We start from the raw sequence: 24959 nt of genomic DNA on the forward strand, positions 1-24959 counted from the left end.
GTGGCAACGAGCAGAGCTACAGCCATTCATTGGTCGATTACTGCGCTATTATTTGTAGCGAACAGTTGTAGCTTACAGCTTTATTTATCAATGACTTAAATTCAAGGCTAAATGCCACAAGCGACTCTTCCGTAGGGTAACAAGCAATACACTTATCAAGCTCTTCTGTAAGCTGGTTAAGCATACTTACTCGTATCGGATTTTCAGCCTCTACGCCATATTGATGCTTCCAAAACCGCTGTAGTACAGGAGCATCATCTAACGTCATTATATACTCATAACCATCATGCCAAAGTTCATCTGTCAAAGAACATTGAAATTCAGGCTCATCGAGACTTAATTTTGTAGATGATAGAACGACCTTTCTCATAAGTATCTATTCCCAAATTGACATTAAGAACAGTTTCCTGGTGCACCGTTTAATTCAGGGAACTGAGTAACAACCTCTCCATTTGGCTTAATTATCAAGCGGGCGCACTTCTCTTGTTGAGTACCAACAACTATCCCTAAGTTAGCATCATACCTAATACGAGCATCAGGCTGTACTGTTCGTGATTTATTAGTTGCATTTTGCACTTGTTCGCAAAATTTTTGCGCATCTTGTATTGTTGCACAGTACTGAGGCAAAAATTGACTGGCTTGTACACCAAAAGTGCAATGCCTTTGTTGAATATGAGCAAAAGATTGTGCTGTTACATCACATTTTGGGTCTGCAGCCGCCTGAGTCGCAGAAATAAATAGGCAACTGATAAAGCTGCAATAGATAACCGAATTAATTAATTTCATTACTGTCTCCTTTGTAATCTAAATTGATTGGAAGTCACTCTTCCTTTCTCAATCTAGATACTAGGGAGAAATAATCCATAACAGATTATTACACAGCACAGGTAATACCCCGATTAACGGGGCATTACCTAAACGCTTTTACTTTATCTCAACACGCTGTGAGCGCATAACAACTTCATCATTTAGCTCAATACCGATCCCTGGCTCTTCTGATACTTGGAAGAAACCATTTTTAGGTTGTGGATCTTGAATACATAGCTCACGGTTCCACCTTTTAATCGCATAAGTGTGATGTTCGTGAATTAAAAAGTTAGGAATAGCGGTTTCTAGGTGTAACGAAGCAGCTGTTGCTACTGGGCCGCCACACACGTGAGCTTGAATACGCACATCGAAGATATCTGCATAATCACACACTTTTTTAGTTTCAGTAAAACCACCACACAGGCCTAAGTCTGGCTGTAATACATCAATACTTTGATCTTCTAAGTAAGGGCGCACACCCCAGCGGTTATACAAACGTTCACCACCTGCAATTGGCACCGCTACTTTATCAGCAACTTTTGCATGTAATGAATGATTTAAGTAGTTCACTGGCTCTTCGTAATACATACAATCGAATTCTTCAGCAATTTCACCAATTTGAATTGCTGATGTTGCGCCAGGTAAGCTGTGACACTCAAAAATAATGTCAACTTCATCACCTACCGCTTCACGAATAGCTTGCATACGCGCGCGATATAGCTTCATTTCTGCGCGAGAAATAATGTTAGTGCGATCGTAATAAGTATTGCCGTTTTTATCGTACTGGATTGGGTCAACTTTTACCGCATCATACCCTTCAGCCATGGCTTTTAGTGCTGCTTCTGCGTATTCCTGTGGGTGAACAAGTGCTTTGAATTCACTATCCCAGTCAAATTGTAGTTGCGATGCATAAGTACGAAGCTTATCGTTAACTTTACCACCTAGTAACTGGTAAACAGGTAAACCAAGCGCTTTACCCTTAATATCCCAAAGTGCGGTATCAATGGCACTCATTGCTGCATACACAACAGGCCCACCACCTAAACCCCAAAAGCTTTCGCGTAACATTCGTGACCATAGTTTTTCTGTTTGAAATGGGTCATGACCAATTAAAAAGGCATCGGCCATTTCTTTGATCATTGCCGCAGCGGCACTATGACCTAAATCATAAGCCAGACCCGCTTCACCCACACCGCTAATACCTTCATCGGTGTGAATACGCACAAAAACAGGTGTCCAAGCAGGTCTGTCTGGACAATGAATATCGAACACTTCGACGCGATTAACTTTCATGGTTACTCCTTACTGAGCAAAACGAGGATCAAGACGATAAGCTTTTCGCAGCATTGCCGGCCAGGCTAGCTGCCCACCGGTGCTGCCGCTGTGCACGACATTCGCTTGATTATAAATATTATCGATAATAGGTTGTGGTACTGGAATTGCCGCTTGACCACTGGCTTGAATCGCCAATTGAATTTCGCAGGCACGCTGTAAATCATAAAAACGCATAAACGCATCACCTACTGTTGGGCCAACAGTTAAGCCGCCGTGGTTCACTAATAGCATGTGATTGGTGGTGCCTAAATCATCTTGCAAACGCTTTTTCTCGTCACTTTTTACCGCTAAGCCTTCGTAGCCATGATAAGACAATGATGGTAATGAAAACATTGAATACTGACTTAGTGGCAACAGGCCTTTTTCTTGGGTTGCCACAGCAATGGTCTCTTTTGTGTGTAGATGAATAACGCAGTGAGCATCATCACGTACTTCGTGAATAGCGCTGTGGATGGTAAAACCTGCTGGGTTAATCTTAAACGGCGTATCATCAAGAATATTACCGGCTAAATCAACCTTAACAAGATTGGATGCTGTCACTTCGTCAAAACTTAAACCAAAAGCATTGACTAAGTAATGATCTGTACCTGGTAAACGTGCCGAAAGGTGAGTGTAAATGAGATCACCCCAACGAAAGTGTTCCACCAAGCGGTAACATGCCGCTAAATCGACACGTAGCTGCCATTCCTGCTCTGATACTTTATTTTTTAAATCGAGTTTTGGTAAATCAAACATGGAAAACCTTGTTAATGTGACACGCACAAATAGATGTATAGAAGTCTAAATAACTATTTGGTGATAATCAATAGCTGATACAAAAAGGCCACATCAGTTGATGTGGCCTTTAATAACTTAAAAACGAAGATTATTTAACTTGCGATAAGTAGTCTGCGATTGCTGACATTTCTTCTTCAGATACATTTGCAACCATTGCTTTCATCGCTGCAGCCATACCATTACTACGCGCACCAGACTTGATGTCTTTCATTTGCGCAAGTAAATACTCTTTATTTTGGCCATTTAGTTTAGGGTATTGCGGCATAATTGGTGCTTTACCTTCTGCACCATGGCAAGTTTGGCAAAGTTTTGCTGTGTAAAGCGTAGCACCGTCAGCGGCCATTGAGTTAAACGATAAGCTAGCTGCCATTGCTAAGCTTGCCCCACATAGTATTTTAGTTATCTTGCTCATTGTATCTTCTCTTAGTGATGGGTTAGAAAACATTTTCTTTAGTGTAGACCATGATTTAGGAATATTGCACCCGAAAAAACACATAATTGTTACCGCAACTTAAACACCCTATACAGTAACTGTATTTACCAGATTAAATCATCAGGTACTTCGAAATCAGCATAAGGATCATCTTCATCCTTTTGCTTATCTTCTGGTTCAACATGGAACACTATATATTCTTCGCTGACTTCAGCGACTTTTCGTGCTGGTTCATCTTCCAGTACAAAAAACTGACCTTCTAAAACACAAATCGCGAGGCGACCACCAGCAAGGGCTTTTTGTGTTTTTTCATTTACGTCCAACTCTTTCACTTTGTTTTGGTACGTAAAGTTGAAAGTACGATCACCACGGATTTCATCTTGGTTGTGGTGCTCTAAAATTTGTTTAACACGTGCAACTTGCTCACGCTGCTTCTGCTCTTCTAAACGCGCTTTATTTAACTCATCTGCTTTTTTCTGCTGTTCAAGCTTGGTTTGCTCAATGTGCTTTTGTAAATCGCTGGGGTTACTCGTTGCGCCTTTCTTTTTTTTCTTTTGCTGTTTGCGCTTTTCAGTTTTAGCTACCTTAGCTTTGTGCGACGTAGTAAGCCCTGCCTTAAGTAATTGATCTTGTAATGAACCCATAACGAAATTCCAATAATAAAATGCCTAATTAAGGCTATTTTAATCAGCTATGCAAACAAATAACAGTATTGACTCAACTTGATTCCATGATATCTATTTTAACGCCCTGAGATTAACACGCGATGAAATCATGACATATTGATTTAACGCAATATTTATTATTTTAATCGCCTTTTAACTTGTAAAAAAAGTGATACCCGATAAGCTTGTGCTTTATCTTTAGGGAGCTAAAAATGCAGCTGCGACATTTGTTACTTTGCTCTGTATTTATTTTCTTTGTTTTATACGCCCCACAACCCTTACTCGGATTATTTGCCAGCCATTTTTCTGTATCACCTGCCGCTGCTGGCAGTTTAATGACTGTGACTATGCTGCCGTTAGCCATTGCACCTTTAGTGTATGGCTTGTTTTTAGCTAAACGAAACCCTTTAACAATCTTAAAGTTTGCCATGTTTATTCTGGCCATAAGCTGCATTGCATTTACCTACGTGCCAAGCTTTAAGCTACTACTATTAGTACGTTTTATTCAAGGCATTACTCTACCTGCAGCACTCACCGCCATGACAAGCTACATTGGTGTAACTTATCAAGCCGATGAGCTACAGCGTAATATGACGCTCTACATTGGCAGCACGATTGTCGGTGGTTACTTTGGTCGTATGCTTGCCGCTTTATTTACTGACTTTTTAAGCTGGCAAAGTTTTTACTATGTGATTGCGTTAGGATTAATCATATTTGCAATCGCCATTCCTAAAGCAAGCAAAGGTGCGAACATTCATGCAGCTAAATCGCCGCTATTGTATCTAAAACAATTAAAAGATCCGTTGGTATTAAAGCTCTACGGGGCGGTTTTTTGTATGTTTTTTTGCTTTGCGGCACTACTAAACTACCTACCCTTTATACTGCAAGACAGTTTTGCTATTACGAATACTCGAGATATTGGCCTTGTTTATAGCGGTTATTTGCTTGGTGCACTAGCATCTATAGCGACACCTTGGCTATTACGTAAATCATTAACACCTTGGCGTTTACTAACTTGGGTATTTGTATTCTATAGCCTGACGATGGTGCTATTAATGAGCCAACAATTGTTATTATTCTTTATTGCCTTTACTGGCTTTTGTGGTGCGATGTTTGTTATTCACTCAAGTGCAGCACCCTTGGTTAATAAAATTAGCAGTGCCCCTGCCAGTGTAACAAATGGTGGATATGTGTCTTTTTATTATAGTGGAGGCGCTTTAGGCTCTTTGCTGCCGGGTCTGGTATATCAGCAACACGGCCAAGTTGCCTTTATGACCGTGCTACTTTTAGTTTGCTTGGTAGGTTTAAGCTTAGTTTATTTAGCAGGTAAGAAAACAATTCGGGGTTGATGCCCAGTGCTTTCGAAAAATAATTCTAAATCATCTTTTTTCATTAGCCATGTCGCGGTATTTTCAAACGGATGGCAATGAAATAGTTCGTTAAACCACACTTCTTGATCAAGCCACAGTGTGACATTATTTTGTTTATCGTTTAAAAGTGCCAACATAGACACACAACCAGGCGGCACTTTTAAATAACGCGCTAATCGCTCATCAGATGCAAAGCCCAAACGAGAAAGCCCCTGCATCTGTGCTATTGCTTTTAAATCTAATTGTTTGTCATGCGCTGTGATCACTAAAAAATGGCGTTTACCTTCATTATCACGCAAAAATAGATTCTTTAATCGCGTGCCAGGTCTATTAACCATGAATTTGTCGGCATCTAAACTGCCATGTAATGGTGGGTGCTCAATCACATCATAGTTTATATCTAACTGAGCTAATGCAGCGGCAAGCTTGGTTTTTTCTGCATACATTTACAAACAACGTCCTCGTAGTTGTACACTTAAGTCACGCCAAAGCACATCATCAATAATATGCTGATCGTTGCAATACTGTCGTGCCTTAAGTTCTTGGTTTAATAATTCAACGGCTTGATCTTCAAGCATCAGTTTTAAGCTGCTCGATTCTTCAAAGTACTCTTGCTCGGCAAAATCTTTAAACTGTCTACGCGTTAATGGCTTATCAAGGTTTAGTGGCTTCCTGCCTTGTGCTTTCACCGACACGACGTATGCAAAAATTTTGCTGCCTTGTTCATCATTTTTGCCGTAAAACTGTTTGTTATTAATTTCGAAAGGAGGCGCGTCGTCTTGACTGGCGCAAGCCGTTAGTAGAATAACCAAAAGCCATGCTATTTTTTTCATTATTGGATAAGCCTTGAACAGTATATGCTCATTAGTCTATCAAAAATAAAAGACTTAGGTAAAAATTCGATGATTTTTTAAAAAACACTTGACCAAATAAACAAAAATAATTAAAGTTCACCCCGCTTGAGACGCAAGACTTAAGCATCCTGTATTTTAGGAATGTGGGGCTATAGCTCAGCTGGGAGAGCGCCTGCCTTGCACGCAGGAGGTCAGCAGTTCGATCCTGCTTAGCTCCACCACTTTCCTACTCTTCTTTAGGCAATCTGCCGAATTATCAACTGACAGTATCATACTCTAAATTTAAGCTATTTAATTAGTCTTACTATCCTCTTCGTTTTATATCAGACACAAAAAAACCGAGCAAAGCCCGGCTTTTAAACGTAGTTACTTCTTAGCGATTATTCACGAATTTGGCCTTCGCCATTCACTAAGTATTTTTCAGTTGTAAGCGATTCTAGACCCATAGGTCCATAAGCATGTAGCTTAGTGGTCGCAATACCAATTTCAGCACCTAAGCCTAACTGTGAACCATCAGAAAAACGTGATGACGCGTTAACCATCACAACAGACGCATCAACACTGCGCTGGAATAACTCTGCTGCTGCTTGATCCTTAGTACAAATGACTTCTGTGTGGTTTGAGCCAAATTGAGCAATATGATCGATCGCTCCAGCAAAATCTGGCACAACCTTAATGGCGATTTCTAAGTCTAGGTACTCTTCGCCAAACTCATCATCAGCAAGCACAGTCGCGTTGTCAAAATATTCAGCCGCTTTTGCATCTGCATTTACTTTCACGCCTTCTTGACGAAGCACAACTGCACACAGGTTTAAAAATTCATCGGCAATATCTTGATGTACTACTAGGCCTTCTAATGCGTTACACACACCAGTGCGCTGAGTTTTACCATTTAACAGCAAGTTAATGGCGACATTCAGATCAGCCTCTTTATCAACATAAAGGTGACACACACCTTTAAAGTGTTGAATAACAGGGATGGTACTGTTTTCAGTTACAAAATTAATTAGACCTTCGCCACCTCGTGGGATGATTAAATCAATTGTGTCACGTTGCTGCATTAACTCCATTAATAAGCCACGATCAGGATCAGGGATCACTGAGATTAAGGCAGCTGGTAAACCATGCTTCTCAAGTACTTTATGCATTACGCTGGCAATGGCTTGCGAACTACGCAGTGCTTCTTTACCACCACGTAAAATTACCCCATTACCCGATTTAAAGCACAAAGCACCTGCATCAGCCGTCACATTTGGACGTGCTTCATAAATCATACATACAACACCAAGTGGCACGCGCATCTTGCTAATCTTAATACCATTCGGACGCTCTGAAATGTCGCGTAATTGACCAACCGGATCATCAAGGCTGACAATCACTTCGATGCCTTCAGCCATTGCTTCAATGCGCTCATCATTTAGGGTCAAACGATCAATCATCGCCGCAGCAAGGTTATTATCACGTGCTGCCGCTAAATCGCTTTCGTTTTCTTTGATAATGAAGGCCTTACTTTCACGTAATGCCTGCGCCATCTCAGATAAAACTTGATTCTTAGTGGCAGTATCAAGCAGAGCTAGCTGGGTTGCAGCTTTTGCAGCTTGACTAGAAATATCCGTAATTAAACTCATGACTTCTCCAATAATGCGATATCTTTTTCTGAAACAACTGGGCCGATTGAATCTTGCATTTTTTCGCTAAATTCACTTTGCTCGTTGTCAGCAATAAAATTCAATAAACAGCTACTGTAATTCGCTGTTGCTTTTGCTAGACGTGTACCATCGTCACTGCGGACTAAAATAGTATCGCCTACGCCAAATTCTCCGTGTACCGCAACAATTTCATCGCTACGAATACACCCATCTTCATGATGAGCAGACTCATCAAACGAGCCTTCTACGACAACCTCACCTTGCTCATTCGCGGTGTGTGTCATCCAATGCACCGCTTCTTGCATTGGTTTTTCATAAGGCATAAAAATAGTGCCTGGGTTGTCACCTTCAAGTAGGCGATTGAAGGTTTCTTCTTTGAAACCATTTAGAATAAAGGTTGTAATACCATGCGATGTCGCCTTTTCTGCCGCTTCAATCTTAGTTTTCATACCACCTGTACCAACCGCGCTGGTTGCACACCCTGCCATTGCGTAGATTGACTCATCGATGCTCTCTATTTCAGGTAACAATACGGCATCATCATGCAAGTTCGGGTTTTTATCATAAAGACCATCAACATCCGAAAAAATCATCAGGGCATCTGCGTCTGCTGCTGCAGCAACCATCGCTGATAGGTTATCATTATCACCTACTTTCAAGTCATCCGTGGTGACCGTATCATTTTCATTGATGATAGGTAGTACACCGTGCTCTAGTAAAGTGAACACCGTTTCACGAATGCTGGTATAACGCTCACGGTCTCGTAAATCACCGTGTGTTAATAATATTTGTGCGGAAGGGAAATCAAAAAAACGATCCCACATAGCCATCATTTCTGTTTGGCCGGCAGCTGCCATTGCCTTTTTCATCGTTACCGAGCGAGTTTCTTGCTCAGGAAATAAATGCGAACCCGCTGCCACCGAACCAGATGATACTAAAATCACTTCGATACCTCGTGCTCGACAGCGAACGATGAACTGCGCAATGGTCAATAAATAACGTGAACGACACCCATCTTGTTCCGGTGCGATCAATGCGCTACCAACTTTAAGTACAATACGTCGCCATTTAAACTTTTGCATAACTGTTCAACTTTTCCATTTTACTATCTGTTCAGCGTCATTAAAGCCGCTGATTAAAAGACTCACGTTTAGAACAACTAAACGTGCTGAGTATTCTCACTTTGTCACAGACACTTATCTGCACACGCAACTAGTCCGCGCATGGACTGCGTTTAGGTATAGCACAACTTTTATTCAGTCAGTAGACCAAACGGTTATAAACCATAAGTTGATAAAAAAAGATAAGTGTTGTTTATGTATCGCTGTAAAAAGCTGTGTGCGGCTTTTATTAATAACAACATACATAGAGCCTATACAATCTGGTACACCGACAGATAGGGCGTAGATTGTATGACCGAGATTTAGCCGCCACGATGGGAGCTAAACATTGATAAGATAATGAACTTTTATTGTATTCAACTCGTAATAAATACGCACTGAACAATCATTAGCTCATTTCTATTTAATTAGAAAACAAAGTGTATAAAACACAATATATAAAGCAAACAACTGATTTATTAGGGCTTATCCTCTAATTACTAAAGAAAAACAAAGTTAATCATTTAGATATCAAATTGTTTGAACACGAATTATAATACGATATAAAGAGGTGAAAGATCAAGAGTAGATATTAATCACTAATTTTATACTTACCATAAACCTAGAAAATAGTTCATACTTAACAAATAGTTAAATGAATACATTTCGATATTAATAATTTTTCATCAGCTTATGGCCGTTTTGTTTTCAATAACAACCCAAAAAGTATTAATAACGACTAAAATCGTATTTAGAGCAATAAGTTTTCTTGTGTCTATGACGGTGAGTAAGCTTTAATAAGTAGGCAGTTTTATTTGTAAGTCAGCGACAATTTATCGTCATCAATAGCAATTATCTATGATGTTGGTGCTAAAGCTAAAAGGATAATTCATTTTATGTCAGCAATTTATATAGCAGGGATCGCCTTGTGTTCTGTAATAGCACAGTGGGTAGCATGGGCGTTTCGTGTACCGGCTATTTTATTTTTACTTCTAACGGGTTTATTACTTGGCCCTTTCAGTGGCGTGCTTGAACCCGATGCCCTTTTAGGCGACTTACTATTCCCCGTGGTCTCGTTAAGTGTTGCAGTTATACTCTTTGAAGGCTCGCTGACATTACACTTTAAAGAACTTAAAGGGATAGGAAAAGTTGTCCGAAATCTCTGTTCCATCGGCATGATAACCACCTGTATTATTATTAGTTTAAGTGCCTATTGGATCTTAGAACTTAATTGGCGAGTTGCCGCAGTACTAGGGGCTGTGCTTGTGGTTACAGGACCAACAGTTATCGCACCTTTACTTAATTCAATGCGCCCTAACCAAGATATAGACCGCATCCTCAGGTGGGAAGGTATTGTTATTGACCCCATCGGAGCCTTATTTGCAGTGCTCGTCTTTGAAGCCGTTATGCTTGTTGGGCAAGGAGAAGTATTAAGCCATACAATTATTGCCTTGTTTAAAACCTTAGGGGTTGGCTTAACAATTGGTGTCGCCGCGGGCTGGCTAACCACCTTACTCATTCGTCGCGAGTGGTTGCCTTTTGAGTTACACAAATTTGGTATTTTAGCATTGGTATTGATTAGCTTTACAGTATCAAATCATCTGAGCCATGAATCTGGATTACTGGCTGTGACTGTATTCGGTATTTGGCTAGCCAATCAAGATGACTTGGAAATAGACTCAGTACTTGAGTTTAAAGAAGACTTGTCGATGATCTTGATATCATCCTTGTTTATCTTACTTGCCGCACGCTTACAGCTTTCAGACTTAATGATGTTACACAGTGATGTGTTTATTTTCTTAGCCATCGTGCTCTTTATCGCGCGCCCTGCATGCATCGCTATTTCAACTATCGGCTCAGATCTGCCAATAAAGTCCCGTTTGGTACTCTCTTGGATCGCACCAAGAGGTATCGTCGCAGCCGCTGTGGGCTCAGTGTTTGCACTGAGCATGGTTGAAGCAGGTATCGCGGACGCAGAGAAAATCGTGCCGCTGATTTTCACGGTAATCATCGTCACGGTTGTACTACAAAGTCTGACAGCTACACCACTTGCTAAACTATTAAAAGTGCGCCAGCCTGCGCCAAATACTATTTTAATCATTGGTGCAAACCATGTTGCACGTGCAATAGCCTGTGGACTAAAAGAGCAGAATATTCCTGTACATCTTTCTGATCCAGCATGGGAGAACTGCAAAATGGCACGTATGGATGGCCTGCCTTGTTATTATGGTAATCCACAGTCTGAACATGCCGAGCGTTATTTACCTTTAACAACAATTCGTAGTGTTTTAGCACTTTCACCTAATCGTCACCATAATGCATTGGGTGTGCAGTATTTCTCGCATTTGCTAAATGAAAAGGATGTGTATTCTCTTCGTTCTTCAACTAACCACGCTAAAGCAAACAAAGATAGCGCAACATTTTTGTCTCGTCAGATTCTATTTGGTGACAATGGCGCATATGCACGTTTAAGCAGTCTAATAGCCAAAGGTGGTAAAGTGAGTGCTACACGCATTTCGGATGAGTTTAGCTGGGAGCAATATAAAGAAGTTAATAGTGAAGCTATTCCGTTATTTATTTTAAACGGTGAAAAAGATGATGATGACGACTCTCCTGTTCGTATTAGACCATTTACGACAAATATGGAGAAAACACCGCAAGTAGGTGAGCGCATCGTTGCTTTACAACCACCCAAGTTATCGGTTCTTAAAGACCCTAACCAGAACAAAAATAAAGATAAAAAAGAAGATAAATGATCACAGGCCAGCACATGCTGGCCTTATTTTTAACAGTTTAAATTACATAGGTAAACGTGCGCGCCGAACCACACTATCAGGCATTTTTTGCGCTAGTTTTGCTAATAATTGCTCAACTTTTTTATGCTGCGCTTTATCTGCAACCATAGAGTGAAACAACCAGCGATAAGCATCCTCATAGTCTCTTGGGCTACCATACCCTTGGTTGAATAGCCTAACTAAGCGCATTTGCGCTTTTAAGTTACCTTGTGCAGATGCTTCGCGCAAATAGGTCACAGCCATCGCTTTATCTTGCTGAACCAACCGCCCGACATCATAATAGCGGCCAAGTTGTTCTAGTGCTGCTGCTAACCCTTGCTCAGCAGCTTGACGCATATAATACACCCCCAACTCTACGTTACGATCAACACAGACTGCATAGGCCAGCATATCGCCATACAGGAACTGATACGATGGTAGCGCCATTTTATTGGCTCGCGCTTCGATATCTTGTACTAACTGGCAATCATCTGCCTTTACACGTGCTAGGTGTGCATTTTTATTGATCAAGCCAATTAACTCGCTTTCTGTGTACAGAGGTACTGCTGCAATGGGCTCTTCAGCCATGCTCAGGCTGGAAAAGAGTAATGTTAAAGGCAATAAAACACGCATCAAAATCACTTAAAAAAAGTCAGTCTTAGCAAATAATATACAATTATCATTCCAGAGTGAATTTTAGGCACAAAAAAAGCTGCCGAAGCAGCTTTTTTAGTCACTATGGCAATTATGCAAATGGGTTGCGTAATACCATGGTCTCTACACGATCAGGACCTGTTGAGATGATATCAACTGGAACACCCGTGATTTCTTCGATACGTTTGATGTAATCAAGTGCCGCTTTAGGCAACTGATCAACTGAGGTTACACCTACTGTGTTTTCTGACCAGCCTGGCATCTCTTCGTATACTGGCGTTACTTTCTCGTAACCTTCAGCAGCTAATGGCGTCACGTTCGTTACTGTGCCATCTTCTAACTGATAACCAGTACAGATTTTTAATGTTTCTAAACCGTCTAAAACGTCTAATTTAGTTAAACAGAAACCTGAGATGCTGTTGATTTGAACTGCACGGCGCATCGCCACTGCATCTAACCAACCAGTACGGCGTAAACGACCTGTCGTTGCACCGAATTCATGACCTTTCTCACCTAAATGCTTACCTACAGGGTCTTGCTTATCAAGACCATCGTAAAGCTCTGTTGGGAAAGGACCTGAACCTACACGTGTTGTGTAAGCTTTGATAATACCTAGTACGTAATCAAGGTGTAATGGACCAAAACCAGCACCTGTTGCTACACCACCTGCGGTTGTGTTTGATGATGTTACGTACGGATAAGTACCATGGTCGATATCAAGCAATGTACCTTGCGCACCTTCAAATAAGATGTTGTCGCCCGCTAAACGCGTTTGATCAAGTAGCTCAGTCACATCAACAACCATCGCTTTTAAGATATCAGCAATAGCCATTGCATCATCAAATGTCTTCTGGAAATCAACCGGCTCTACTTTGTAGTAATGCTCTAGTGTGAAGTTATGGTATTCCAATACTTCTTTTAATTTGCTCGCGAATAATTCAGGATTGAATAAGTCGCCAACACGTAAACCACGACGTGCTACTTTATCTTCATAAGCTGGACCAATACCACGACCTGTAGTACCGATTGGCTTATCGCCACGTGCTTTTTCACGGGCTAAATCTAATGCAATGTGGAAAGGTAAAATAAGCGGACACGCTTCACTAATTAATAAACGCTCACGCACAGGCACGCCACGCTCTTCTAGCATGCCAATTTCTTTCATCAACGCTTCTGGTGATAAAACAACACCATTACCAATCACACACTTAACATTGTCACGTAATACACCCGATGGAATAAGGTGTAAAACCGTCTTTTCACCGTTAATTACCAAAGTGTGGCCTGCGTTATGACCACCTTGATAACGAACTACTAAAGATGCTTTGTCTGTAAGGAGGTCAACTACCTTACCCTTACCTTCGTCACCCCATTGGGTGCCTAGTACAACAACGTTTTTACCCATTGCAAATTCACTTAGAAAAAATTAGGACGAGATTTTACCAGAAAACGAGGTGAAAGATCACCCCGTTTAGCTTATTTTTTCTGCGGCCGACTTTTTATCACCATAGCCAATAAAACAACCGCAGCCAGAACAGGGAGTTATAAATTTATAATACAAAGAAATTAGTTCACGACTGAAATAAAAAAGCCCTGCAAAGTGCAGGGCTTTCATTATTAAGTGTTTAATTACTGGGCATTAGCGCCTTTCATGTAATTAAAGAAATCACTATCAGGAGAGATAATCATGACGTCTTGCTTATCTTTAAAGGTTTTTTTGTAAGCTTCAAGACTGCGCACAAAGCTAAAAAACTCAGCATCTTTATTATAAGCATTAGCATAAATCCCCGCCGCTTCTGCATCGCCCTGACCGCGAACAGTTCGCGCATTTCGCTCAGCATCTGCCAGCATAACTGTTACGCGACGATCAACCTCAGCACGAATTGTTTCTGCCTTTTCTTGACCTTCAGAGCGATGCTCTTTCGCCACCGCAGTTCGCTCAGCGCGCATACGTTGGAAGATTGAGCTACTGACTTCTTGTGGTAAGTTAATTTGCTTAACACGTACATCAAGTACTTCAATACCTAACTCTTGCGCACTTTCTGAAGCTTGTACTAATGCTTCTTCCATAAGCTCACTACGCTCACCTGAAACAATTTCTTTAATAGTACGAGAACCAAAATTAGTACGTAGACCATTATTTACCTTTTGCTTAAGCAGTGTTTCAGCGTATTGCTTATCACCGCGTGCGCGTAGGTAAAATGCACTAAAGTCGTTGATACGCCATTTCACGTATGAATCAACAATTAAGTCTTTTTTCTCGCTTGTTACAAAACGATCAGGTGCACCATCTAATGTTTGGATACGTGCATCTAAACGGCGTACTTGACTGAAAAATGGCACTTTAAAGTTCAAGCCTGGGCCGTAAACTACTGCTGTGTCATTACTGTCTTTCTGCACTTTACTGAACAACAATACAATCGCCTTTTCACCTTCTTGTACGACAAAAATAGATGAAAAAGACATAACAACCGCAAGGGCAAGTATTACTAAACTAAAATTTTTCATTTTGCTTATCTCCCCTCATTAAAGCGATCAGTTGCAAAACGGTCATTACTCGAGTTAACCGTACTGTTGCGTGATGTATTCAACTTGTTGCGCAAATCTTTGATATCACTTGAACTTGGCAGTGCAACACGGGTCGCGGTGCCTTGCTTTTCCATAATTTTATCAAGCGGTAAATACATCATGTTATTACCGTTTTTCACATCAACAAGCACTTTAGAGCTATTACCCAGTACTTCTTCCATTGCATCAATGTACAAACGTTTACGCGTTACTTCCTTCGCTGCTTGGTATTCTGGTAATAGCTTTTCAAAGCGTGCTACCTCACCTTGCGCTTCTAGTGTAATGCGCTCGCGATATGCTTCAGCTTCTTGTGTCATACGTGTCACTTGACCACGGGCACGCGGCTCTATTTCACGGGCATAAGCTTCTGCTTCACGGATGAAACGTTCTTCATCTTCTTGTGCTGCAATGGCATCATCAAAGGCATCTTTTACTTCACCTGGTGGGCGTGAGTCTTTAAAGTTCACGTCGCTGACAATAATACCGAGGTTATACGGCTCGATAATTTTGTTTAGCTCATCCCACGTTTGTTGACGAACGACCTCACGACCTGTTGTTAATACTTGGTCCATTTTCACATGACCAATAACATAGCGAAGTGCGCTATCGAGCGCTTGTTGTAGGCTGTGATCAGCATCCGTTACACTGAACTTATATAGGTGAGGATCGATAACACGATACTGCACTTCAAACTCTACATTTACGACGTTTTCATCTTCAGTCAGCATAAAGCCTTTCGCAGATAAAGAGCGTACCGCTTCAATATCAACCGGAATGACACGTTCGATGAACGTCATTTTCCAACGTAAGCCTGGCTCTGCAATGCGACTAAACTGACCAAATTGTAAAACAATACCGCGCTCAGCTTCTTTAACTGTATAAATACCGCTTAATGCCCAAACGATGATGGCAATAATTAATATGAAAGAAATGCCTGCGCCACCAAGTCCGCCGCCGTTTTTACCTGGCTTGTTACCACCAAATAAACCGCCAAACTTGTTGCCGAATTTACGCAGTACCTCGTCTAAATCAGGTGGGCCTTGATCTTTTCCGCCTTTGTTATTCCACGGATCTTTATCATTGCCATTATTACCCGGTTCATTCCAGGCCATAGCTATACTCCATTGTTATCTAAATGAATTGGGTTAAATCTATCAAATCTACAGCATTTCTCATACTAAAATTAACAAATGCTGACGATTTTTAGTTCGCAACTATAAAAGAATCGAGATCCTGTCCCATTTCTTTTTTCAAACGATTCCACTCAGCCATCGGTAAACGCACTGAAAGCAACCAATTACCTTGTTCATCAAAGCACTCTTCATGAACAGCATTTAAGTTAAATAATGCAGCGCGAATACGACCATGCTGTGGAGGTAATTTAAGCGACTCTGCCAGCATTTTCTTTGCTAGCAACTCATTAATTGCCTCTGACAATAACTCACAACCCACACCCGTTCGAGCAGATAACCACACTCTAATTGGCTGGCCTTCATCGTTTCTATCTATACGCGGCGCAACGTCATCTAGCGCATCAATTTTGTTATACACTAATAATTGCGGCACTTCATCTGCATCAATTTCTTTTAGAACTGACTGCACCTGCTCAATATTCTCTTTACGACGCGGGTCTGCTACGTCAATAACATGTAGCTGTAAATCGGCTTCCCGGGTTTCAGTTAATGTAGCTTTAAAAGCAGCCACTAAATCATGTGGTAAGTGACGAATAAAGCCAACAGTATCCGCGAGGATCACTGGACCAACATCGCCAATGTCTAACTTACGTAATGTCGGGTCAAGTGTTGCAAATAATTGGTCGGCCGCATACACATCTGAGTCTGTTATTCGATTAAACAGGGTCGATTTACCTGCGTTAGTGTAACCAACTAATGACACTGTGGGTATTTCATTACGGGTACGTGCTCGTCGCCCCTGTTCACGTTGCACAGCAACTTTATCTAATCGTGCACGAATATTCTTAATTCTTGCACGCAGAAGTCGTCTATCGGTTTCAAGCTGCGTCTCACCTGGACCACGTAAACCTATCCCACCTTTTTGGCGCTCAAGGTGAGTCCAACCACGGATCAAGCGTGTTGAAATGTGACGTAGCTGCGCCAACTCAACTTGAAGTTTACCTTCATGAGTACGCGCTCGCTGGGCAAAAATATCAAGGATCAAACTCGTACGATCAAGTACACGACACTGACAAACGCTCTCTAAGTTACGTTCCTGTGACGGGCTTAGTTGATGGTTGAAAATAATGACATCTGCATTGTGGATTTTGACAGTTTCAGCGATTTCTTCTGCTTTTCCGGTACCGACGAAAAGTTTCGGATGTGGTGCTTGACGACTGCCTTGCACAATCGCCAAACTACTAACACCAGCAGAAGATACCAACAACTCTAATTCATGAAGATCTTCACGATCCCCTTCTTTAGGTAAGTCGATATGAACTAAAACTGCCTGTTCGCCGGCTTCATAACGGTCAAACAAGCATTACGCTCCTAAATTTAAAAATTTCCAGGCTCTTGCTCTTCTGAATCATCGCTTCCTTGTGCACCTTGGAAGTTAACAGTACGCGCTGGAACTACGGTAGAAATAGCGTGTTTATACACCATTTGATTCACGGTGTTTTCAAGTAAAATAACAAATTGGTCAAATGACTGGATTTTACCCTGTAACTTAATGCCATTAACCAAAAAGATTGATACTGGAATGCGCTCACGACGTAACGCATTCAAAAATGGGTCTTGTAACGACTGGCCTTTTGCCATGTTATTTTCCTTCGTTCTAGGTGTTATTATAATTAAGTAGCTGAACTAATTTAACAAAGCTAAAAATTTTTCAACTACTACTAGCTTAGCGAACTTACTACACGTTGCAAGTTTTCTTCATCACCCGTGGCCAACCATGTAACATCAGGCCAACCTCTTAGCCAAGTTAACTGCCGCTTGGCAAGCTGGCGCGTGGCAGCAACACCACGAAAGACCATTTCATCATAGTCAATTTCGCCTGCAATGTAATCCCACATTTGTCTATAACCTACGCAACGAATCGAAGGTAGATCTGGGTGTAAATCCTTACGTTTATATAGGGATGAAACTTCATTTTCAAACCCCTGTTCAAGCATTATTTTAAACCTTTTCTCAATTCGCTGATGTAAAACGCTGCGATCGGCAGGCGCGATAGCAAATTGATGAAAAGTATAAGGAAGCGCTGGCTGCTTTTGTTTTTGTAGCGCTGTCATTGTTTTGCCAGTTATACGATAAACTTCGAGCGCACGATTAATACGTTGTGAATCATTTTCACTTATTTTACTCGCAGCCTCGGGATCTATTTTAACAAGCTCTGCGTGCAAATGCGGCCAACCAAACTGCTTTGCTTCCTTTTCGAGTTCAGCCCGCACTTCGGGTGATGCCTCTGGTAGCGGCGACAAACCATCAATCAATGACTTGAAGTACATCATTGTACCGCCAACTAATACAGGTACTTTACCTTGCTTATGAAATAGATCAATCTTTTCAATCGCATCGCGACGAAAATCAGCAACTGAATAACTTTCTGCAGGATCAATAATATCGATTAGATGATGAGGCGCTCGCACTAATTCATCAGCATCTGGTTTAGCTGTACCAATATTCATATCTTTGTACACCAGCGCTGAATCTACACTGATTATTTCTGTGTTTAAATGCTCACACAGCGAAATTGCTAAGTCTGTTTTCCCTGCTGCGGTTGGTCCCATTAAAAAAATGACGGGTAAGTTATTCAAGCCTAAATACCTTGCTTAGTTTAAAAACTGAGATAGTTCTATTTTAACTGCTTTTTGACGTAAACGTTGCATAGTTTGTGGATTATTTTCTAACCGAGTCACTTGTTCCATAAAGGCTTGGCTTGTGTAATAACGTGTCGGAATTTGCTGTGTTAACCATTCTAGCCATTCATCCAGTGAACTTGGCGATGTTTTGCAAGCAATGATAAGTCGCTCAATGGCATTACTAACATCAAGTAAATACATACAAGGCGGAAGCTTTTTAACCATCACAAATTGCTTTTCAATCACTAAATCAAAACCTAGCAGGGTAAACCACGACTGCTGAGCATTTAAAGCACTAATATCATCAGCATGTGTGTTTACTCGTACAGGTAACAACAAAGCTTTGCCATCAAGACTGCCAGCTTGCTCTACTTGCGCTTGCCAGTCGAGCGCTAAAGCATGCTTAAAATGCGCAGCAAATAGTTGCTTGTCTTCACTAAATACGCATTCACCTTCGCGTACGTGAATAAGTTTGGCAAGTTTTGTTTGCTCCACAACCAGTGCAGCAATGCTTGGCTCAGGCCGTACTTGATCGAAATGCGCAGCATGTTGCTCACTGATCCCTTGATAAAAAGCATTCACATCTTGATGTGATGCTTTACTGCGTCCTTGGCTATCGCGACTAACCCCCCCTCCCGAACGCCCTGCTGTGCCAGAGTAACTCGCTGAGCGTGTTGGCTGTAACTCTGATTTAGGATAATCATACTGCTCTGTAGGCGCTGATGCAGTATAGCTTAACTGCGAGCTACTCTGACTCAACTCTTCAAACGGGGCCTGCTGAAAAGCAGTGTCATTGTGCTCAGTAAAACCAGCTTCATGCTGCAGCGGCACCACAACTTGTTTTATTGCCTGCAAAATAAAGTCATGCACTAAACGCCCTTGATGAAAACGTACTTCATGCTTGGCTGGATGCACATTTACATCGACCTGACGTGGGTCAATATCAATGTAGATAACAAAGCCTGGTAGTTCTTCTGAGCCTGCGACTTCTTCAAATGCTTGGCGAATCGCGTGTAAAATGAGCTTGTCGCGCATCATGCGGTTATTCACATAGGTATACTGAGTCGTATTGCTTGACCCAACAGGCAATACCCAGCCTCTTAGCATTAACCCTGCTTCACCAGATTGAATATGCAAACCTTGTTCACTAAAGATTTTACCGGCAACTTGTGCAACACGGCTAATTGCTTGCTCTGGGTTAGGCTTTGCACGGTATTGACGCACCACTTTGCCGTTATGCGTTAACGTAATTGAGACATCAAACCGGCTCAATGCAATCCGCTTTATAAGCTCATCAATATGTGAAAACTCTGTTTTTTCTGTACGCAGAAATTTACGTCGTGCGGGGGTGTTAAAAAATAAATCTTTAACTTCAATAGTGGTGCCATCTGGGTGGGCTGTTGGTTTTATTTGCACAGCCATATCACGCCCTTCTGCAAAGGCTTGCCATGCAGCTTCTTGCTGTTTTGGCTTTGAGCTCAAAGTTAAGCGCGATACTGAACTAATAGATGCCAAGGCTTCACCACGAAAACCCAGTGAACAAATGTTCTCTAAGTCATCAAGTGATTTTAGTTTACTCGTGGCATGGCGTGACAAGGCTAATGTCAGCTCGTCTTTATTAATGCCTGAGCCATTATCACGAATGCGAATAAGCTTGTGGCCACCACGTTCAATGTCTATTTGAATGCGCGTTGCGCCGGCATCTAAACTGTTTTCGACTAGCTCTTTAACAACCGAGGCTGGTCGTTCAACCACTTCACCCGCAGCAATTTGGTTAGCCAATCGCGCGGGTAGTATTTCTATACTCATAGTGTTCCTAACGCAAAAATTGATTAGCTTTGCGGAATATCAAGCTCTTGACCAATAAACAGGGTATTCGATTTTAAGTTGTTGGCCGTTTTTAACTTACTAACGGAGGTATTGTATCTGCTTGCCAAAATACTTAATGATTCACCTGGACGTACTTTGTGTTTAGTCGGAAACTGCGCTTTTAACTTAGCAAATAACGAGTCGTCTGGCGGGTTTTGCATATAGTAATTTTTAATCGAGGTGAAAATTGCTTTTGCTAAGCGCTCTTGATGCTGTGCTGTTTTTAGCATTCGCTCTTCACGCGGGTTCGAAATAAACCCAGTTTCGACCAAAATAGACGGAATATCTGGAGATTTCAATACCGCAAGACTTGCCGCTTGAGGGTGCTTTTTGTGCATTTTAGCAACTTTTTTTAATTCACTAACAACTTCTTGTGCAACACTAAAGCCTGTTTTCATCGAGTGATCCATCGACATATCTAACAGTGCTTGCGCTAAATATTTTTCGCTCGCAGTATCTTTTAATACCCCAGCAGCACCACCTAAAAGCTCGGAATGTTTCTCTTTATCCTCAATCCATTTACCAATTTCTGAATTAGCACGGCGCAGTGAAAGCACCCATACTGACGCACCATTTGGTTGCGGGCTAGTAAAGGCATCGGCATGGATCGACACAAAAAAGTCGGCTTTTTTCTTACGAGCAATGCTGGTTCGGGTGTTTAAATTTACAAAGTAGTCACTGCGGCGCACCATACGCGAGATCATTCCTCGTTCAGCGTCTATCATGCGCTCTAAGCGCTTCGCTATTTGTAGCGTGATATCTTTTTCATAGGTACCTGAGGGGCCAATTGAACCTGGGTCTTCACCACCGTGACCCGCGTCAATAGCAATGACGATATCACGTTCTTGATGAAGCTCTCGTTTTTTCACACTCGTGTTAGTTGAAGCAATCGGTTCTGCATTCGGTGTTTTATCTACAAGGTCAACCACTAAGCGGTGTTTGTATGGTTCGGTAGGCAATAAAGCAAACACAACCGGTTTACTGGCGCGCGCGAGTTCAAAAACAAAACGGACACTTTTACTATCTTTTGGCTTTGAGTAACGCAGTTTTGAAACTATCTGATGCTTTTTAGGAATATTAGGCAAGCTATCTAGCTTATTGGTATTTTTTAAGTCAACCACTAAACGGGCTGGGTTTTTTAGCATAAAATAACTAAAATCAGGCTTCTCGTTCAAATCAAAGACCACACGAGTGCTGTCAGGAGAGGGCCAGACACGTACGCTATTAATTGTATTTTGTGCAAACGCAACTTGGCTTACAACCAAAAACATTAAGATAGTTAATAGTTTAAATGTACAACGACCCATTTTTGCTCATACACCTTTATTTTTATCTGTTTATTATTGCGTGCTCTTCAACTTCTCTACAATCGAATGACCACGCTCTGTTAAACTATTTATTAAAATAGCACGTGCTTCACCTTCATAACGTAATGTAACATCAAGATCTGGCGTGGGTATAAACTCCCCCCCTTTTTCAGGCCACTCTACTACGCAAATAGCGTGTGGGGAAAAATAGTCACGGATCCCCATATACTCAAGCTCTTCAGGGTCACCCAAGCGATATAGATCGAAGTGATAAATATCAGCTTTATCTAACTGGTATGGTTCAACCAGTGTATAAGTTGGACTCTTAACCTTACCTTGATGACCAAAACCTTGCACAATACCACGCGTTAAGGTGGTTTTACCGGCACCTAAGTCTCCATGTAAATAAATCACAGCTCCTTGCTCCATTAATTTTGCAAGTTGCTTGCCCATATTTACCGTTGCGGCTTCATCTGCCAATGCAAAGCCAACACTGTTGGTCATTATTACCTCATGAAATACTTGAAACACATTACTTTATTAATCATACCAGAATATTTTTTTAAGGCGAGAATCAGGCGAACCATGAGTCAGAAACAAAAAAAACCGGCAAGTTGCCGGCTTTTTCAATTTAAAACGATTTACAGACCTAATTTCTTCTCTAGATAGTGAATGTTTGTTCCACCATTTTGGAAGTTTTCATCTGCTAAAATTTTCTTGTGCAGTGGTGTATTCGTCTTAATACCATCAATCACTAATTCGTTCAGTGCATTACGTGAACGGGCAATTGCTACATCACGGTTTTCACCATAACAGATAAGCTTACCAATCATTGAATCGTAATGAGGAGGTACTGTGTAATCTGCATAAATATGGCTGTCCCAACGAATACCTAAACCGCCTGCAGGGTGGAATCGCGTGATTTTACCTGGTGATGGAATAAAGGTTTCTGGGTCTTCTGCATTAATACGGCACTCAATTGCATGACCGCGAATAACCACATCTTCTTGTGTGAATGACAATGGCTGGCCAGCTGCAATCTTTAGTTGTTCTTTGATTAAGTCAACACCAGTCACCATTTCTGTTACTGGGTGCTCAACCTGAATACGTGTGTTCATTTCAATGAAATAGAACTCGCCGTTTTCATATAAGAACTCGAACGTACCTGCACCGCGATAACCAATTTCGATACATGCACGAGTACAGCGGTCGCCGATAAATTTACGCATTTCAGCAGTGATACCTGGCGCTGGCGCTTCTTCAACTACTTTTTGGTGACGACGCTGCATTGAACAATCACGCTCACCTAAATGAACCGCATTACCTTGACCATCGGCAAGTACTTGTACTTCGATATGACGTGGGTTTTCAAGGAATTTCTCCATGTAAACCATGCCATTACCAAAGAACTGTTTCGCTTCTTGCTGAGTAAGAGCAATTGAATCGATTAGTTCTTTTTCACTGCGAACAACACGCATACCACGACCACCGCCGCCGCCTGCTGCTTTAATGATTACAGGGTAACCAATACGCTTAGCTATTTGGATATTACGTTCGCTGTCAGCCGTTAATGGACCATCAGAGCCTGGTACACAAGGCACGCCTGCTTTACGCATTGCTTCAATTGCCGACACTTTGTCGCCCATTAAACGAATAGTGTCACCTTTAGGACCGATGAAAACAAAGCCGCTTTGTTCAACCTGATCTGCGAAATCCGCATTTTCAGATAAGAAACCGTAACCTGGGTGAATCGCAACCGCATCTGTTACTTCTGCCGCAGCAATGATACGTGGAATATCTAGGTAACTTTCAGACGCAGCTGGTTTACCAATACAAATTGTTTCGTCTGCCAGTAACACGTGCTTAAGATCACGGTCTGCCGTTGAGTGCACAGCAACAGTTTTGATCCCAAGCTCTTTGCAGGCGCGCAATACGCGAAGTGCAATTTCACCTCGGTTTGCAATGACTACTTTATCTAACATAGAGTTGGCCTTTTGTTGCGCTATTATTCAATGATGAATAAAGGTTGATCGAATTCTACTGGCTCGCCATTTTCAACTAAGATAGCTTTTACTGTGCCTGCTTTATCTGATTCGATTTGGTTCATCATTTTCATTGCTTCAACGATACATAACGTATCGCCAACATTTACTTTTGAGCCTACTTCTACATAAGGTGCTGCTTCAGGAGAAGCTGCTGAGTAGAATGAACCAACCATAGGTGATTTAACTTGGTGACCCGTTGGCGCAGCTGGAGCAGCCGCTTCTGCTGCTGGAGCCTCTGCTACTGGAGCTGGTGCCGCTGCTGGCGCAGGTGCTGCAAACTGTTGAGGTGCATAATGCATTGCAGGACCTGCACTCATATTATTACGGTTAATGCGTACTGACTCTTCACCTTCAGTGATTTCTAATTCAGCAATACCCGATTCTTCTACTAGTTCGATAAGTTTTTTAATCTTGCGAATATCCATTAAACGACCCGCCTGTTAGTTTATTTAAAAATTATTGTGTGTTTTGCAATCGGTTAACAGCAGCTTCCAACGCTACTTTATAACCCATTGCACCTAATCCAATTACAACGCCTTGTGCTACATCCGAAAAATACGAATGATGACGAAATGCCTCACGAGCATGTACATTACTTAAATGCACCTCGTAAAAGGGAACGTCTATACTCAATAATGCATCTCGCAATGCGACGCTGGTATGCGTATAGGCTGCAGGATTGATAATAATTGCATCAACCGCTTGCCAAGCTTGGTGAATACGCTCAATGAGCGCGGCTTCACTATTGCTTTGAAAATGCGCCAAATCAACATTGTGACCAACAGCGACCTTGCTAAGTTCAGCCATAATCTCGTCAAGAGACTGTGTGCCGTACTTTTCAGGCTCTCGCTTGCCAAGCATGTTTAAATTAGGCCCATTTATAACTAAAAGCTTTAATTTTGCAGCCATAATACGCGATATATCCTTTAAGTAAC

General features: G+C 41.6%; 25 protein-coding genes and 1 tRNA gene. 3 read left to right on the forward strand and 23 right to left on the reverse strand.

The window, feature by feature from the left end:
* Positions 1 to 37: 37 nt before the first annotated feature.
* The 6 genes from L3V41_RS15805 to L3V41_RS15830 form a co-directional block, all read right to left on the reverse strand.
* Entirely contained in the window at positions 38 to 370 is a 333-nt protein-coding gene (locus L3V41_RS15805) for a hypothetical protein (protein WP_062567191.1), read from the reverse strand.
* A 23-nt stretch (positions 371 to 393) separates the two neighbouring features.
* Positions 394 to 786, reverse strand: coding sequence for a hypothetical protein (locus tag L3V41_RS15810; RefSeq protein WP_062567190.1), 393 nt, complete (start codon positions 784 to 786; stop codon positions 394 to 396).
* A gap of 138 nt (positions 787 to 924) precedes the next feature.
* Positions 925 to 2100: a mandelate racemase/muconate lactonizing enzyme family protein gene (locus tag L3V41_RS15815; RefSeq protein WP_237128074.1), complete on the reverse strand. Its 1176-nt coding sequence runs from the start codon at positions 2098 to 2100 to the stop codon at positions 925 to 927.
* Between the two features lie 9 nt (positions 2101 to 2109).
* Positions 2110 to 2877: a class II aldolase/adducin family protein gene (locus L3V41_RS15820; protein ID WP_237128075.1), complete on the reverse strand. Its 768-nt coding sequence runs from the start codon at positions 2875 to 2877 to the stop codon at positions 2110 to 2112.
* Positions 2878 to 3007: 130 nt separating this feature from the next.
* Entirely contained in the window at positions 3008 to 3331 is a 324-nt protein-coding gene (locus L3V41_RS15825) for a c-type cytochrome (protein WP_062567187.1), read from the reverse strand.
* A gap of 125 nt (positions 3332 to 3456) precedes the next feature.
* Positions 3457 to 3996 carry a DUF2058 domain-containing protein gene (locus tag L3V41_RS15830; RefSeq protein WP_062567186.1) on the reverse strand — a complete coding sequence of 180 codons (540 nt, stop codon included), beginning with the start codon at positions 3994 to 3996 and terminating at the stop codon, positions 3457 to 3459.
* A gap of 233 nt (positions 3997 to 4229) precedes the next feature.
* On the opposite strand from L3V41_RS15830, the gene L3V41_RS15835 reads away from it, so the two are divergent.
* Positions 4230 to 5366, forward strand: a complete 1137-nt coding sequence (locus L3V41_RS15835; RefSeq protein ID WP_237128076.1) for an MFS transporter — start codon at positions 4230 to 4232, stop codon at positions 5364 to 5366.
* Here the strand turns inward: L3V41_RS15835 and L3V41_RS15840 are convergent.
* Both L3V41_RS15840 and L3V41_RS15845 read right to left on the reverse strand, forming a co-directional pair.
* Positions 5333 to 5833 (reverse strand): prolyl-tRNA synthetase associated domain-containing protein, encoded by a 501-nt coding sequence (locus L3V41_RS15840; protein ID WP_193988173.1) that lies wholly within the window; start codon positions 5831 to 5833, stop codon positions 5333 to 5335. The genes L3V41_RS15835 and L3V41_RS15840 overlap by 34 nt on opposite strands.
* Positions 5834 to 6220, reverse strand: coding sequence for a hypothetical protein (locus L3V41_RS15845; RefSeq protein ID WP_237114725.1), 387 nt, complete (start codon positions 6218 to 6220; stop codon positions 5834 to 5836). It lies immediately after the preceding gene.
* 166 nt (positions 6221 to 6386) lie between these two features.
* On the opposite strand from L3V41_RS15845, the gene L3V41_RS15850 reads away from it, so the two are divergent.
* A tRNA-Ala gene (locus L3V41_RS15850) sits at positions 6387 to 6462 on the forward strand.
* Between the two features lie 159 nt (positions 6463 to 6621).
* On the opposite strand, the gene L3V41_RS15855 is transcribed toward L3V41_RS15850, so the two are convergent.
* Positions 6622 to 7869, reverse strand: coding sequence for a glutamate-5-semialdehyde dehydrogenase (locus L3V41_RS15855; RefSeq protein ID WP_062567182.1), 1248 nt, complete (start codon positions 7867 to 7869; stop codon positions 6622 to 6624).
* The gene (gene proB / locus L3V41_RS15860; protein WP_062567181.1) at positions 7866 to 8972 is read right to left on the reverse strand and encodes a glutamate 5-kinase; all 1107 of its coding nucleotides are present in this window, start codon (positions 8970 to 8972) and stop codon (positions 7866 to 7868) included. The genes L3V41_RS15855 and proB overlap by 4 nt, the downstream gene beginning before the upstream one ends.
* Positions 8973 to 9886: 914 nt before the next feature.
* Here proB and L3V41_RS15865 point away from each other — a divergent pair.
* The gene (locus L3V41_RS15865; RefSeq protein WP_062567180.1) at positions 9887 to 11746 is read left to right on the forward strand and encodes a sodium:proton antiporter; all 1860 of its coding nucleotides are present in this window, start codon (positions 9887 to 9889) and stop codon (positions 11744 to 11746) included.
* Positions 11747 to 11788: 42 nt separating this feature from the next.
* On the opposite strand, the gene L3V41_RS15870 is transcribed toward L3V41_RS15865, so the two are convergent.
* The 13 genes from L3V41_RS15870 to aroQ all read right to left on the reverse strand — a co-directional run bounded on the left by L3V41_RS15870 (position 11789) and on the right by aroQ (position 24933).
* Positions 11789 to 12397 (reverse strand): tetratricopeptide repeat protein, encoded by a 609-nt coding sequence (locus L3V41_RS15870; RefSeq protein ID WP_193988171.1) that lies wholly within the window; start codon positions 12395 to 12397, stop codon positions 11789 to 11791.
* Positions 12398 to 12509: 112 nt separating this feature from the next.
* Positions 12510 to 13823: an adenylosuccinate synthase gene (locus tag L3V41_RS15875; protein ID WP_062567178.1), complete on the reverse strand. Its 1314-nt coding sequence runs from the start codon at positions 13821 to 13823 to the stop codon at positions 12510 to 12512.
* Positions 13824 to 14047: 224 nt separating this feature from the next.
* Positions 14048 to 14926 (reverse strand): protease modulator HflC, encoded by an 879-nt coding sequence (gene hflC, locus L3V41_RS15880; protein ID WP_062567177.1) that lies wholly within the window; start codon positions 14924 to 14926, stop codon positions 14048 to 14050.
* Between the two features lie 5 nt (positions 14927 to 14931).
* The gene (hflK, locus tag L3V41_RS15885; protein ID WP_062567176.1) at positions 14932 to 16098 is read right to left on the reverse strand and encodes an FtsH protease activity modulator HflK; all 1167 of its coding nucleotides are present in this window, start codon (positions 16096 to 16098) and stop codon (positions 14932 to 14934) included.
* Positions 16099 to 16189: 91 nt separating this feature from the next.
* Positions 16190 to 17479, reverse strand: a complete 1290-nt coding sequence (gene hflX, locus L3V41_RS15890; protein WP_062567175.1) for a ribosome rescue GTPase HflX — start codon at positions 17477 to 17479, stop codon at positions 16190 to 16192.
* 17 nt (positions 17480 to 17496) lie between these two features.
* Positions 17497 to 17760 carry an RNA chaperone Hfq gene (gene hfq / locus L3V41_RS15895; RefSeq protein ID WP_062567174.1) on the reverse strand — a complete coding sequence of 88 codons (264 nt, stop codon included), beginning with the start codon at positions 17758 to 17760 and terminating at the stop codon, positions 17497 to 17499.
* An 80-nt stretch (positions 17761 to 17840) separates the two neighbouring features.
* Complete coding sequence (gene miaA, locus L3V41_RS15900) at positions 17841 to 18758, reverse strand: tRNA (adenosine(37)-N6)-dimethylallyltransferase MiaA (protein WP_237128077.1); 918 nt, start codon at positions 18756 to 18758, stop codon at positions 17841 to 17843.
* 15 nt (positions 18759 to 18773) lie between these two features.
* Positions 18774 to 20612 (reverse strand): DNA mismatch repair endonuclease MutL, encoded by a 1839-nt coding sequence (gene mutL, locus L3V41_RS15905; RefSeq protein WP_237128078.1) that lies wholly within the window; start codon positions 20610 to 20612, stop codon positions 18774 to 18776.
* 23 nt (positions 20613 to 20635) lie between these two features.
* On the reverse strand, positions 20636 to 21943 hold the full coding sequence (locus tag L3V41_RS15910) for an N-acetylmuramoyl-L-alanine amidase (protein WP_228074507.1): 1308 nt from the start codon (positions 21941 to 21943) through the stop codon (positions 20636 to 20638).
* 69 nt (positions 21944 to 22012) lie between these two features.
* Positions 22013 to 22483 carry a tRNA (adenosine(37)-N6)-threonylcarbamoyltransferase complex ATPase subunit type 1 TsaE gene (gene tsaE, locus L3V41_RS15915; RefSeq protein ID WP_062567170.1) on the reverse strand — a complete coding sequence of 157 codons (471 nt, stop codon included), beginning with the start codon at positions 22481 to 22483 and terminating at the stop codon, positions 22013 to 22015.
* A gap of 137 nt (positions 22484 to 22620) precedes the next feature.
* Positions 22621 to 23961 carry an acetyl-CoA carboxylase biotin carboxylase subunit gene (gene accC, locus L3V41_RS15920; RefSeq protein ID WP_062568261.1) on the reverse strand — a complete coding sequence of 447 codons (1341 nt, stop codon included), beginning with the start codon at positions 23959 to 23961 and terminating at the stop codon, positions 22621 to 22623.
* Between the two features lie 23 nt (positions 23962 to 23984).
* Entirely contained in the window at positions 23985 to 24449 is a 465-nt protein-coding gene (gene accB / locus L3V41_RS15925; RefSeq protein ID WP_237128079.1) for an acetyl-CoA carboxylase biotin carboxyl carrier protein, read from the reverse strand.
* 31 nt (positions 24450 to 24480) lie between these two features.
* Positions 24481 to 24933: a type II 3-dehydroquinate dehydratase gene (gene aroQ, locus L3V41_RS15930; RefSeq protein WP_062568259.1), complete on the reverse strand. Its 453-nt coding sequence runs from the start codon at positions 24931 to 24933 to the stop codon at positions 24481 to 24483.
* Positions 24934 to 24959 lie beyond the last annotated feature (26 nt).

Source organism: Pseudoalteromonas sp. L21 (assembly GCF_021728035.1).
In the GTDB taxonomy this organism is placed as follows: Bacteria; Pseudomonadota; Gammaproteobacteria; order Enterobacterales; family Alteromonadaceae; genus Pseudoalteromonas; species Pseudoalteromonas arabiensis.

Coding starts and splice junctions, on each gene's coding strand:
- L3V41_RS15845 (WP_237114725.1), bottom strand. CDS start 6,220: ATGAAAAAAATAGCATGGCTTTTGGTTATTCTACTAACGGCTTGCGCC.
- accC (WP_062568261.1), bottom strand. CDS start 23,961: ATGTTAGATAAAGTAGTCATTGCAAACCGAGGTGAAATTGCACTTCGC.
- tsaE (WP_062567170.1), bottom strand. CDS start 22,483: ATGACCAACAGTGTTGGCTTTGCATTGGCAGATGAAGCCGCAACGGTA.
- L3V41_RS15830 (WP_062567186.1), bottom strand. CDS start 3,996: ATGGGTTCATTACAAGATCAATTACTTAAGGCAGGGCTTACTACGTCG.
- hflC (WP_062567177.1), bottom strand. CDS start 14,926: ATGAAAAATTTTAGTTTAGTAATACTTGCCCTTGCGGTTGTTATGTCT.
- L3V41_RS15815 (WP_237128074.1), bottom strand. CDS start 2,100: ATGAAAGTTAATCGCGTCGAAGTGTTCGATATTCATTGTCCAGACAGA.
- accB (WP_237128079.1), bottom strand. CDS start 24,449: ATGGATATTCGCAAGATTAAAAAACTTATCGAACTAGTAGAAGAATCG.
- L3V41_RS15855 (WP_062567182.1), bottom strand. CDS start 7,869: ATGAGTTTAATTACGGATATTTCTAGTCAAGCTGCAAAAGCTGCAACC.
- L3V41_RS15870 (WP_193988171.1), bottom strand. CDS start 12,397: ATGCGTGTTTTATTGCCTTTAACATTACTCTTTTCCAGCCTGAGCATG.
- L3V41_RS15805 (WP_062567191.1), bottom strand. CDS start 370: ATGAGAAAGGTCGTTCTATCATCTACAAAATTAAGTCTCGATGAGCCT.
- L3V41_RS15875 (WP_062567178.1), bottom strand. CDS start 13,823: ATGGGTAAAAACGTTGTTGTACTAGGCACCCAATGGGGTGACGAAGGT.
- L3V41_RS15820 (WP_237128075.1), bottom strand. CDS start 2,877: ATGTTTGATTTACCAAAACTCGATTTAAAAAATAAAGTATCAGAGCAG.
- hfq (WP_062567174.1), bottom strand. CDS start 17,760: ATGGCAAAAGGCCAGTCGTTACAAGACCCATTTTTGAATGCGTTACGT.
- L3V41_RS15825 (WP_062567187.1), bottom strand. CDS start 3,331: ATGAGCAAGATAACTAAAATACTATGTGGGGCAAGCTTAGCAATGGCA.
- mutL (WP_237128078.1), bottom strand. CDS start 20,612: ATGAGTATAGAAATACTACCCGCGCGATTGGCTAACCAAATTGCTGCG.
- L3V41_RS15910 (WP_228074507.1), bottom strand. CDS start 21,943: ATGTTTTTGGTTGTAAGCCAAGTTGCGTTTGCACAAAATACAATTAAT.
- L3V41_RS15835 (WP_237128076.1), top strand. CDS start 4,230: ATGCAGCTGCGACATTTGTTACTTTGCTCTGTATTTATTTTCTTTGTT.
- L3V41_RS15865 (WP_062567180.1), top strand. CDS start 9,887: ATGTCAGCAATTTATATAGCAGGGATCGCCTTGTGTTCTGTAATAGCA.
- L3V41_RS15810 (WP_062567190.1), bottom strand. CDS start 786: ATGAAATTAATTAATTCGGTTATCTATTGCAGCTTTATCAGTTGCCTA.
- proB (WP_062567181.1), bottom strand. CDS start 8,972: ATGCAAAAGTTTAAATGGCGACGTATTGTACTTAAAGTTGGTAGCGCA.
- aroQ (WP_062568259.1), bottom strand. CDS start 24,933: ATGGCTGCAAAATTAAAGCTTTTAGTTATAAATGGGCCTAATTTAAAC.
- hflK (WP_062567176.1), bottom strand. CDS start 16,098: ATGGCCTGGAATGAACCGGGTAATAATGGCAATGATAAAGATCCGTGG.
- L3V41_RS15840 (WP_193988173.1), bottom strand. CDS start 5,833: ATGTATGCAGAAAAAACCAAGCTTGCCGCTGCATTAGCTCAGTTAGAT.